This window comes from Candidatus Endomicrobiellum pyrsonymphae (genome assembly GCF_020328025.1).
In the GTDB taxonomy this organism is placed as follows: Bacteria; Elusimicrobiota; Endomicrobiia; order Endomicrobiales; family Endomicrobiaceae; genus Endomicrobiellum; species Endomicrobiellum pyrsonymphae.
This window is the reverse complement of sequence record NZ_JAIXMZ010000045.1, coordinates 1-10926: the sequence shown is the minus strand read 5'-3', so window position 1 is coordinate 10926 and position 10926 is coordinate 1. Positions and strand designations below refer to the sequence as shown.

Annotated in this window: 14 protein-coding genes; 3 read left to right on the top strand and 11 right to left on the bottom strand. The window is 38.9% G+C overall.

What is annotated here, in order from left to right:
• Positions 1-146 precede the first annotated feature (146 nt).
• A complete protein-coding gene (locus LE180_RS04760; RefSeq protein WP_374134321.1) occupies positions 147-914 on the top strand; it encodes a hypothetical protein in 768 nt (255 codons plus the stop codon).
• Between the two features lie 110 nt (positions 915-1024).
• Here the strand turns inward: LE180_RS04760 and LE180_RS04755 are convergent, their stop codons facing one another.
• From LE180_RS04755 to hisG, 10 genes are read right to left on the bottom strand one after another with little or no spacing between them, the layout of a single operon-like run.
• On the bottom strand, positions 1025-1720 hold the full coding sequence (locus LE180_RS04755) for an N-glycosylase/DNA lyase (RefSeq protein WP_374134320.1): 696 nt from the start codon (positions 1718-1720) through the stop codon (positions 1025-1027).
• A 27-nt stretch (positions 1721-1747) separates the two neighbouring features.
• Positions 1748-2611, bottom strand: a complete 864-nt coding sequence (locus LE180_RS04750) for a PHP domain-containing protein (protein ID WP_374134319.1) — start codon at positions 2609-2611, stop codon at positions 1748-1750.
• Positions 2604-3236 carry a bifunctional phosphoribosyl-AMP cyclohydrolase/phosphoribosyl-ATP diphosphatase HisIE gene (gene hisIE / locus LE180_RS04745; RefSeq protein ID WP_374134318.1) on the bottom strand — a complete coding sequence of 211 codons (633 nt, stop codon included), beginning with the start codon at positions 3234-3236 and terminating at the stop codon, positions 2604-2606. Before hisIE ends, LE180_RS04750 begins: the two co-directional genes overlap by 8 nt.
• Complete coding sequence (gene hisF / locus LE180_RS04740; protein ID WP_374134317.1) at positions 3215-3979, bottom strand: imidazole glycerol phosphate synthase subunit HisF; 765 nt, start codon at positions 3977-3979, stop codon at positions 3215-3217. Before hisF ends, hisIE begins: the two co-directional genes overlap by 22 nt.
• The gene (gene hisA / locus LE180_RS04735) at positions 3961-4653 is read right to left on the bottom strand and encodes a 1-(5-phosphoribosyl)-5-[(5-phosphoribosylamino)methylideneamino]imidazole-4-carboxamide isomerase (RefSeq protein WP_374134316.1); all 693 of its coding nucleotides are present in this window, start codon (positions 4651-4653) and stop codon (positions 3961-3963) included. Before hisA ends, hisF begins: the two co-directional genes overlap by 19 nt.
• Positions 4635-5195 carry an imidazole glycerol phosphate synthase subunit HisH gene (gene hisH, locus LE180_RS04730; protein WP_374134315.1) on the bottom strand — a complete coding sequence of 187 codons (561 nt, stop codon included), beginning with the start codon at positions 5193-5195 and terminating at the stop codon, positions 4635-4637. The genes hisA and hisH overlap by 19 nt, the downstream gene beginning before the upstream one ends.
• The gene (gene hisB, locus LE180_RS04725) at positions 5196-5774 is read right to left on the bottom strand and encodes an imidazoleglycerol-phosphate dehydratase HisB (RefSeq protein ID WP_374134314.1); all 579 of its coding nucleotides are present in this window, start codon (positions 5772-5774) and stop codon (positions 5196-5198) included.
• Positions 5756-6793: a histidinol-phosphate transaminase gene (gene hisC / locus LE180_RS04720; protein ID WP_374134313.1), complete on the bottom strand. Its 1038-nt coding sequence runs from the start codon at positions 6791-6793 to the stop codon at positions 5756-5758. Before hisC ends, hisB begins: the two co-directional genes overlap by 19 nt.
• Complete coding sequence (gene hisD, locus LE180_RS04715; RefSeq protein WP_374134312.1) at positions 6786-8027, bottom strand: histidinol dehydrogenase; 1242 nt, start codon at positions 8025-8027, stop codon at positions 6786-6788. Before hisD ends, hisC begins: the two co-directional genes overlap by 8 nt.
• Positions 8014-8721, bottom strand: coding sequence for an ATP phosphoribosyltransferase (hisG, locus tag LE180_RS04710; protein WP_374134311.1), 708 nt, complete (start codon positions 8719-8721; stop codon positions 8014-8016). Before hisG ends, hisD begins: the two co-directional genes overlap by 14 nt.
• A 1113-nt stretch (positions 8722-9834) precedes the next feature.
• Here hisG and LE180_RS04705 point away from each other — a divergent pair.
• Both LE180_RS04705 and LE180_RS04700 read left to right on the top strand, forming a co-directional pair.
• On the top strand, positions 9835-10176 hold the full coding sequence (locus LE180_RS04705) for a hypothetical protein (RefSeq protein ID WP_374134310.1): 342 nt from the start codon (positions 9835-9837) through the stop codon (positions 10174-10176).
• A 38-nt stretch (positions 10177-10214) separates the two neighbouring features.
• Positions 10215-10724, top strand: a complete 510-nt coding sequence (locus tag LE180_RS04700; RefSeq protein ID WP_374134309.1) for a hypothetical protein — start codon at positions 10215-10217, stop codon at positions 10722-10724.
• A 17-nt stretch (positions 10725-10741) separates the two neighbouring features.
• Here LE180_RS04700 and LE180_RS04695 read toward each other — a convergent pair.
• A partial coding sequence (locus LE180_RS04695) for a hypothetical protein (RefSeq protein WP_374134308.1) occupies positions 10742-10926 on the bottom strand: 185 nt, incomplete at its 5' end.

Genomic DNA, 10926 nt, shown 5'->3' with positions numbered 1-10926 from the left:
AAATGGTCGCTATTGTCGCTGTTATGCGTAAGCTACTAGTCATTATTAACAATTGTTGTAAGCAGTATTACCTTGATAAAGCTTATATGCTCACTTAATTATACCTTTTTTCAAGAATTTCTTATACCACTCTTTTCAGTGGGTTGATGAAATGGCAAGAGATGCAAGAGAAGCAAACGAAAGAGAAAGATAGGATAGCGCAAGAGAAGAAAGAGCTAGAAAAGAAAGTAGCAAAAAAGGAGATGTCAGAGAAAGCGGATAAGATAGTTCAGGATTGGAAGAAGCAAATGGCGGAGGAGGAGAAGAGGAAAGCGGAGGAGGCGGCGGAGAAGAAGAGGCTAGCAGAAGCAGCGACGGCGGCGGAGAGAAAGAGGCTAGCAGAAGCAGCGAGGAAGGTGATGCGTAATAGAAAAATATTCGAAAGAAGAATGATATTACTAAAAGAACGCGGAGTATCACCGGGGGAGGAGGATTACCCGGGAGTGGAGAACGATGCTCTTTTTGAAGCACCATCAACATTGCCGAAGCGGATGAGACGGTGGGTGGAGGAGAACCCGGAAGTGGCGCGCGTTGCTTTAGGTACACCACGAGGAGAAGTCGAGCGCAAGTACACATATGATGCAGGCAGAGCCATAAATGTAGCGAAGGACAAAAGCATACGGCAGATGTACGCTGAGGATAATGAATTGTGGGGCTTTTTGTTCGGGATCACCGATCCTAAGGTGCTGATGGATACTATGCTGGCGGAGGATCCGGAACTGTGGTGCCTTTGGATCGGTCACAATACTGATCCGCAATTGCAATCGTGTGGTATGTGTGACCCGGAATTGGTTAATATGATATTAGCTGATATTAAGGACGAGCAACAAGCATTTCTTTACGATTTAACAGACGTGCTGACGGATACAAAATAATATCTTTAAAAACCATGAATTTGAAAGTTAATGGACTTAATCCTTATGATGATATTGAAATAAGACTATACACAAACTTAATGGTGAATAAGGGGGCGAGTAGCGTAATTTTATTTAAAAATTCCTCCGGCATTCTTGCACCAGAATAACATGTCTAGATGTGACATGGGAATTCCTGTGTCTTCTGCGAAATCCTGCATTTGTTTTTCTATGTTTAGATATGTTTTTACGTTCAACGTTTTAGGAATTTCTTTTATTGCTTTATAAACTTTAAGATTTCTTAATATATGTCTGTCTAATATAGCAAGATCTTTACCTATACCAATATTTCTTAAGAAGTGACCTGCTTCTTTATACCCTATGCCTTTAATATTTTGTATAAGCCATTTCCGTAGTTCGTATATGTCAGCAAAAAATGAAAGCTTTTTTTTTATTTTTATTTTGCCGGATATTGTAAATAAGTTCCTCGCTTCAGTTACATATTTTGCTTTATTGTTTCTAAATCGTACCTTGGATATTACTTTTACTATGTCTGTGTTTTTTGAGTTAAATATCATATTTTTATCAGCAAGTTCATTGACTGCATCCCAGCATGATATTGCTTTGCTCTGTGGAGTAAAAAGACAAAAAACAAGTTCTGCGAAGATTTCTTCTTCAGTTCCTTTTTCCCATACAGCGTCAAAATGTTTTTCTCTTTGAGAAATGAGTGGCGCAACCTTTTTCCAAAAGGTTTTTAACCCTTCAATCGTGTCAGAATTATCTGTAGGTGTTTGTAAAAAGTTAATAGGTATTATATTTTTTTTCATGGGTGTAAAGTAAAGCGAGCGCCGCTGTTAGGTTAGTCTCCTATGATTGTACCATTCATCCACATACTCTTTCGGTACTTTCGAACCCAAAGATATTTCAGGACGTTTAGTGCCATGGTAGTCGCTACCACCAGATATAAATAAATTTTTCTCATTGCAAAATCTTGATAAAAATTCCATCTGTTCATTTTCGAATGAAGGATAAAAACATTCTACTCCGTCAATAAAACTAGATAATCCGTTCAGCACGTCAAGTGCATCTTCCTCATACTGAAAAACGTGCGCAATAAACGCCAATCCGCCAGCGCTATGAATAATATCAATAACTTTTTCGGCAGATGGAATTAAATCACTTTCATCTATATAAAATGGGCTGTTTGGATTGGAAATATGGCGTTTGAAGAAAACAGATTCCCGTTCCTGACTTTCGTTATCTGGAATAAAACGTTTGTTATATTCGCTTTTTCTTATCTCGTTATGCAGATATTCAGCTGCATAGTAAATATCGCTCTTTTGATATTTTTCGATTACGCCATTGTCAAACGTCATTCCTATATTTTTGCAAACGCCATATAAGCGTTTTAATTCCTCGTTATTGACAACATCAAATGGCAAATATAAATTCTTAATGAAGCTCTGCATTTTTGCAATGTCAAAACTGTACCCCAAGACTTCAATAGATAATCCTTTGAAATATGCTTGCAACTCTATCCCTGTTATTATTTTGCCTGAAAAGGCTTCAGCCCAATTAGTCACATCATTATATGCGTTGCAATTGTCGTGGTCGGTTATAGAAACATATTCAAACCTACGTTGCTCGCACTTCTTCAGCAATTCTATTGGCGTATCCGTGCCGTCGGAGCAATTAGAATGCATGTGCAAATCAAGCATGTAAATCACTCTTTTTACTTGCAATTTTCAAATTACCCTCTTTTGCGTGCCGTTCGGCGAGCTTCGAGCGTATATCTTTGGGTGTTATGCTGCTGACAAACATCAAAACTTCTAAGTGATATACCAAATCAACAATCTCGCCAATCATATCATTTTTATTTTCATTCTTTGCAGCTATAATGGTTTCGCTCGCCTCTTCACCAACTTTCTTGCAGATTTTATCAACACCGTTTTCTAAAAGATAGTTGGTGTATGACCTTTCTTTTGGATTATTTTTTCTATCAACTATCCGGCTGTAAACATCATCTAAAATCTCATATTCACCCGTCGCGCTATCCCCGAAACAACTATAACTTCCTGTGTGGCAAGCGCCTGTTCCAGTTTGCTCTACTTGGATTAGCAACGTATCACTATCACAGTCAAATGTCATATTTTTAATTTTTTGCACGTTGCCTGAAGTTTCGCCCTTGTACCATAATTTTTGACGTGAGCGCGACCAAAAACAAGTTTCGCCGTTTTTAAGCATATGGTCATAGCTCTCTTGATTAACATAAGCGAGCATTAGCACCTTACCTGTGTAATAATCCTGCACGATGGCTGGAATTAGACCGTCAATATTCTGCACGATATACCACTCCTTTTCATTTGAATTTTTACATCATTTACTGTCGCCATTCCATAGTGGAAAAGGCTTGCTATCAATGCCGCATCGCAATTGGTGTTCTTGAAAACGTCGATAATATCATCTATACTTCCACATCCACCGCTTGCGATTACTGGAATATTTACTCTATCACAAACCGCATTTATCATTGCAATGTCATAGCCACTTTGCGTACCATCGCCATCCATAGAGGTGAGAAGAATTTCTCCCGCTCCCAAATCTTCACATTTCTTCGCCCATTCGACCAAATCAAGTCCTGTGTTCTCACGACCACCCTTGACAAAAACTTTATAATTACCGTCAAGCAATTTACTGTCAATTGCTACATTGACACATTGCCTACCAAATTCCTCGCTTACCTCACGGATTAAGTTTGGATTGGCAACAGCAGATGAATTTATTGCCACTTTATCTGCTCCACAAGATAGAATTTTGCGAAAATCATCAACCGTACGAATTCCTCCTCCGACAGTAAGAGGAATAGAAAGTTCGCTTGCAGCGCGTTTGATTAAATCATAAATAGTATCGCGATTCTCGTATGTAGCAGTAATATCGAGAAAGACGACTTCGTCGGCGCATTGATGTTCGTATCGCTTTGCAACTTCAACAGCGTCGCCAACATCAACTAAATCTATAAAATTGATGCCTTTGACAACTTTCCCATTTGCAATATCCAAGCACGGAATTATCCTCTTTTTAAGCATCGCTCTAAATCCACCTTTCCCTCATAATATGCCTTGCCAACTATCACGCCATAGTATTTGCCAGCTTTTTTAATGTCATCGTCGCTCGCTATACCGCCACTAACTATAACCTTTTTGTTTCTAATTTTCTCATACATATCCCAATTTGGCGAAGTCAATGTGCCGTCTTTGGAAATGTCGGTAACAACAATGATTTCCACAGGCAATCTATCGATAAATTTAAGATAATCCACGCCACTGTCTTCAAGCCAACCGTTGGTTGATACTTTTCCATTGCGAACGTCAACGCCTACAACAATTCTATCCACACCATATTTATCCACCATATCGCATACAAATTGAGGCTCTTTCACGCTAATAGTTCCTAAAATCACTCTGTTAGCAATTTGTAAATATTTTTCAACAGTTTCAGCTGTTCTAATTCCACCGCCTACTTGAAAGGGGATTGTTTTGCCTATTTCCTTAATTATTTCATAGTTTGTGGCTAGTCCACTTCTCGCGCCGTCTAAATCAACGATATGTAGAAATTTTGCGCCCATATCTTTGAAGTTTTGGGCAAGTTCGGTGGGATTTTTGCTATACACAGTTTTTTGCTCATAATCTCCCTTATATAAACGAACCGCCTCGCCGTCCAATAAGTCAATAGCAGGAATTATCATAAACTTACCATCCATTTGCTTAAAATTTCTTCGCCAACTTTACCACTTTTTTCAGGGTGAAATTGGCAACCCATAACGTTATCTTTTTGCACGATTGCAGGGATTTTCACGCCACCATATTCTGCAAACTCAATGCAATCATCCGTGGACTCCACCATATACGAGTGGACAAAATAAACGTCGCCTGTACTAATATTGTTCCAACCCATATGTGGCAGTTTGTCAGTGGTCTTAATTAAAGCTACATTGCCTTTTAGGTATCCAAGTCCCGCTGTTTCACCGCCCTCAAATCCTTTTTCAAATAGAATTTGCATACCTAAACAAATGCCCAGTATTTTTGCGCCCTTTGTCTTGACCTCGTTTAGAACGTCTATCAATCCAAACTCTGTCAAATTCCGCATAGCTACATGGAAGCTCCCTACGCCGGGCAGAACTATACCGTTTGCTTTTTTAATTTTATCGGGATCCCTAGTGAGTACGGCAGTTACGTCCAAACGGCGACACATATTCAAAACGCTGCTGACGTTGCCTACATTATAATCAATAACAGCAATCATTTACAGAACCCCTTTAGTTGAAGGAATATCATCGCTACTAATCTTTATCGCCTCGCCCAATGCGCGCCCGAACGATTTGAAAATTCCTTCGATTATGTGATGCGCATTCTTCCCATAGGCGACGTTAATGTGCAGAGTTATCCCCGCGTTTACAGCAAAAGCCCTGAAAAATTCCTCTGTCAGCTCCGTTTCAAAATCGCCAACTTTATAAACAGGCAGCTCAACATTGAAAACAAGATACGGACGGTTAGAAATATCAAGAACAGTTTCAACTAAAACATCATCCATTGGAATTTTTGCAGAGCCATAGCGATTAATACCTATCTTGTCACCAAGAGCGTTTTTCACTGCTTGCCCCAAAACTATCCCAACATCTTCAACCGTGTGGTGCCCATCGACATTTAAGTCGCCATTTGCCGTCACGCTTAATGCTACCTCTGCTTGAAAAGCAAATAGGTTCAACATATGATCAAAAAAACCGATCCCCGTGCTAATTTTGCTTTCGCCCTTCCGGTTTAAATTTAAGACGATTTCAATCTCAGTTTCCCCAGTTTTTCTTGTTAAAGTTGCTTCACGCATCGTATAAACGCCTCCATTTCTTTTTCAGTACCTATTGTTACTCGTAAGAATTTGTTTATCCTAGGTTTATCCCAATAACGCACTAATATTTTATTTTCTAACAATTTTTCATAAACTTTTTTTGCATCTTCGAATTCAATAAATAAAAAATTTGTGCTTGAGTTCAAAACATTTATTCCCATCTCCTTCAAAGCTCTGGTCGTTTTGTCACGGGTTGCAATTATGCGCCCTAAGCTCTCGTAAAAATATTTTTCGTCTTGCAACGCCGCCTTTGCTCCAATTTGCGCCAACATATCCAATGGATAGGAATTAAATGACTTTTTTACTGTATTCATCGCATTTATTAATTGACTATTTCCGACTGCAAATCCCACACGCAACCCAGCAAGCGAATATGATTTTGAAAACGTGCGAACAACCAACAGATTATCATATTTTTTTGCTAAGCAAATCGCCGTTTCCGCTCCAAAATCCACATACGCCTCATCAATAATTACGACATGCTTTGGATTGTTTTTAACGATTTCTTCAACTCTCAATTTAGGGAGAGCAACAGAAGTAGGCGCATTAGGATTGGCAATTATAACTCCATCACCATTTTTATATTGGCTAACGTCAATGCTAAAATCTTGATTTAATTGAATTTGCGTTAAGCCAATATCATACATTTGAGCCCAAACGCTGTAAAAGCTGTATGAAATGTCCGGCGTTAAAATATTTGTTTTGCCGCTAAAAAACGTCTGAAATGCTATCGCCAAAACTTCGTCCGAGCTGTTGCCGACGAAGCAGCATTCCAATGCCTCTAAATTAAATTTTTGAAATATGACCTCACGTAACTCATTACTGTCGCTATTTGGATACAAACGAAGTCTAGCAAAGTCAAAATTTTTTATAGCGTCTGCAACGGCTGGCGAAGGAGGATATGTGTTTTCGTTAGCGTTTAATTTTATCCAACCATCGCCTTCTGGCTGAATTCCTGCAACGTATGGTTTTAACTTTTTAACTTTTTCACTAATCATCAGAACTCACCTCGAATCTAACTTTAATCGAATTTACGTGCGCGTCTAACCCTTCTAATTTTGCAAATTTTATCACGTCATCTTTGAAATTTGCCAAAATTTCTCGCGGATAGTAACTGTACGAACTAACCTTCACAAAATCATAAACGCCAAGCGATGAACAGAATTTCGCTGTTCCGCCTGTTGGCAAAACGTGGTTAGCGCCGCTCATATAATCGCCCAACGATTCGGGTGTATTCTCACCCAAGAATATCGAGCCCGCATTTTTAACTTTTGGCAATTTTCCCAATGGGTTCTCCGTTAGAATTTCCAAATGTTCAGGAGCGATTTCGTTTGATAATTCAAACGCTTTTTCTAAATTATCAACCACAATTCCAGCCCCATAATTTCTAAGAGCATCCTCGATTATTTCTCGCCGTTCCAAATACGAAAACTGTCGTTCTAATTCTTTTTCGGTGTCAATCAAAATTTTTTCACTCGTCGTGATAAGTATCGCTCTTGCCAATTTATCATGCTCCGCTTGACTCATCAAGTCTGCAGCGATATATTTTGGGCTTGCAGTTTTATCCGCAATTACTAACACTTCGGACGGTCCCGCAATCATATCAATGTCAACCTCGCCATACACTTGCTTTTTCGCCATTGCAACATAGATGTTACCAGGACCAACTATCTTATCAACTTTTGGTATGCTTTCCGTGCCATACGCTACTGCCGCTATTGCCTGTGCGCCGCCAATTTTGTAGATTTTATCCACACCCGCAACTTTCGCTGCCATTAAAACTTCGTCATTTGGATTTGGGCACAGCATTATAATTTCGCTTACACCCGCCAATTTTGCGGGGATAACATTCATCAAAACGGAAGATGGATAATTCGCCGTACCACCTGGAACATACACCGCCACGCGCTTCAATGGTCGCACGATTTGCCCCATAATCACGCCGTTATCTTTGCTCATAGACCACGATTTTTCAATCTGATTTTTGTGAAATTCTATAATTTGCATTTTAGCGCGTTCCAAAATCCGTACAAAGTCCGCATTTTCTTTAACGGTGTTTTCAATCTCAAAACTATATCCAACGAAACCTTCGAACTTTTCCGCATACGCCTTAACTGCTTTATCACCATTTTCCCGCACGCCGTCAAGTATCGCCTTAACCGTTTGCTCCACTTTGACATTTATGCCTTGTCGCCGCTTTTTTATGGTTGACAAGTCCCTATTTAATAACATTTTCAAGTCTCCCTATCATTTTTGAAATATTTTCATCGTATTTTAACGCCGCCTTACTCACTAAGATTTTGGTTTTAATCAACATAGCTTCCTCAAAAATTATCAGTCCATTTTCCTCCAACGCCCTGCCACTCTCAACAATATCAAATATTGCATCAACCTCGCCATACTTGGGCATTATTTCCGATGAACCTGTAATCGTTATAATGTCAACTACCATGTTTTTCTGCAAAAAATACTTCGCCGCGATGTTCGGATGTTGAGTGGCAATCGTGAGAATTTTATCATCGTTTTGCTTGCACTGTTCATAAAATTCCAATCTTTTTGGCTCGCCAGCAACGCAAAATCTTGATTTTTCACACAACTTCAAATCTGCAAAGATATTCGTTACAAAGTTGTCGCCACGCATTGAACGTTGAGAAGTGGTATTTTCCAACTCGTATTCACGATAGCCGTCAAACGTGGAAATTCCGATGTCTGCCCAATTTTTGTCGACATATTGCGGAACGTCCGCGACGCGAATGAGCAGAAATGTAGCCTCGCCGTTGTCGCACTCAAATTCTAATTGTTTTCGCTCGCGTAACTCAATTTCCTTCTCCAAAGATTGTGATGTGTACTTAGCTTTTTTGAAAATGCTGTACGCTCGGCTTAAGAGCCGCCTGCCTTTCGGTAGTGCAATAATAATTTTTCTCATAAATTCCTCGTGATATAGCGAGCGCAGTGAAAGTGTGTTGGAGACTTCAATTCTCCCATCTTGATTTCTACTGATTCTTTTGCTCTTTCTGGTTCTATGTTGCAACTAGGTTAACAAAATCGCTTCTTTGGCTTCTATATCTAAATCCAACCTGCTTAATTTTGGCATCTTCTTTAATTTTACTTCTTTTTTTTATTGGTTGCAATTGTTTGTAGTGCCTCGTAACATAATAGACTTTTCTAAATGCAAGCTGAAAGAACTTATAGCAAAATCTAAAAGCGAAACAAAATCAAGACTTTTGTGAGATCTTTTTATGCTATATCAAAGTAAATAACCAATCAAATGATTGTTGATTATATTTATATCTATCGTTCAAATTGTCGTCATATTCGTTTAAGAATTGTTCTAGCAATTGATGTTCTATTGAACCTTTCTATAAAAGCATAAACGAACTTACTCATTTTATCTTTATTAAAAAATCTTTTGCATTTGTGCTGCTTAAACTTTTATACACTTGTGAAAATGCATTCCTTGATTTTACATCTATTGCATTTATGAAATATCTTTTTATCTTGTTAAATTTTTAGTTTTTAACAGCACTTGATTGACTTGATAAAAAATAATGTGTTATAATTAACCAATTGTGAAATTAACCTTTGATGATTTTAGGTTAAATTGTTAAAAGGTTTGATGTAATTGCACATAGTTATAGCTTGATTTGTCAAAAGCTCTTTGATTTTGTATAATAGTTGTGTTTGGCTTGCCAAAAGCTTTTTAATTTGGTACAGTTGATTTCCTGTAGGTGCAAAACAAAGAGCAAGGTTTGATGTAATCGCACATAGTTATAGCTTGATTTGTCAAAAGCTCTTTAATTTGATATAGTTGGTTTTTTGTAGGTGCAAATATTTAAGATATATTTGCCTCCGTGCAAAATTATAACATAAGTTGTAGCTTGATTTGCCAAGAGCTTTTTAATTTGGTATAGTTGGTTTTCTGTAGGTGTAAAACAAAAGGCGTGGAAATAAAATAAAAGGGGAAGTTTTCACGTGAAGCACATTCCCCTAAAATCTAAGTCTATCAAAACTGATAGATAAAAACAAAAGAGGAAATAGTATGATGACATTACGTTTAAGAAGATGTGTAAGCTTGTTTGTTTGTTTTTCTCTGCTCGTTTCGGCATGCTCGTGCGGTAAATCTGACAAAAAGGGTAACAGCGTCAACAGAAATTCCATTGTTGATGCGAAGAGAAATGAAGGAGTAGCGGCGGTTGTTGACGAACGGAGCTGTCTTAAACCAACAGTGCCTACTATAGTAACGGAAGGGCTAGGAGGGTTATTAGCGGGAGGCACTGTTGGTTTAAGACAGCTCCGTTCGTCAACAACCGCCGCTACTCCTTCATTTCTCTTCGCATCAACAGAAATTCCATTGTTGATGCGAAGAGAAATGAAGGAGTAGCGGCGGTTGTTGACGAACGGAGCTGTCTTAAACCAACAGTGCCTACTATAGTAACGGAAGGGCTAGGAGGGTTATTAGCGGGAGGCATAGCGCACAAATTTTTGGCAAATACAGAAGGTGACCACAAGACAGGAGAAGTAGGACGAGCATATGCGGGAGGAATACTAAGCGCTTTTGCAGGCGGAGGATTAGCAAGCATGGTGGTGACAGGAGCCGGCGTGGGAACAGTAGGAGGAGGATTTTTAGGAACGATTTTAGGAGCAGTAGGAGGAGGAGTGATGGGAGGAATAGTAAACTCAATATCACAGAAACTGATGGACAGTGAAGATGGTTTGGGGAGTACAATGTGGACTGGAGCATGGCTGGGAGCAATTCCAGGGGCAATAGTGGGATTAATAACAGGAATAGAAACTGGATGGAGGAAGCCTGATCCTAAGTCTGCTACTGTTGCCAATACTGCTACCAAGTCCGATGAGAATAAGCAATCGGAGAAGAATAAGCAATCGGAGGAGCAAAAAAAGTCAGAATCAGCTGGGGCTGTTAAATAAAATATAAGAAAAATACTTTAACCTATTTTTTGACTTTGCAACAACAACGACATCAATGACGACGATAAAGCGATAATGAAACGACCAAGTATGGACTGTATGTTTGAATTGATGCGGATGAAGTTATGAAGTTGAGATGAGACGAAAAAGCGTAGAACAAGGCGCTGTACCAGCTTTAATTTAGCTGGTACAGCGTTTTTGT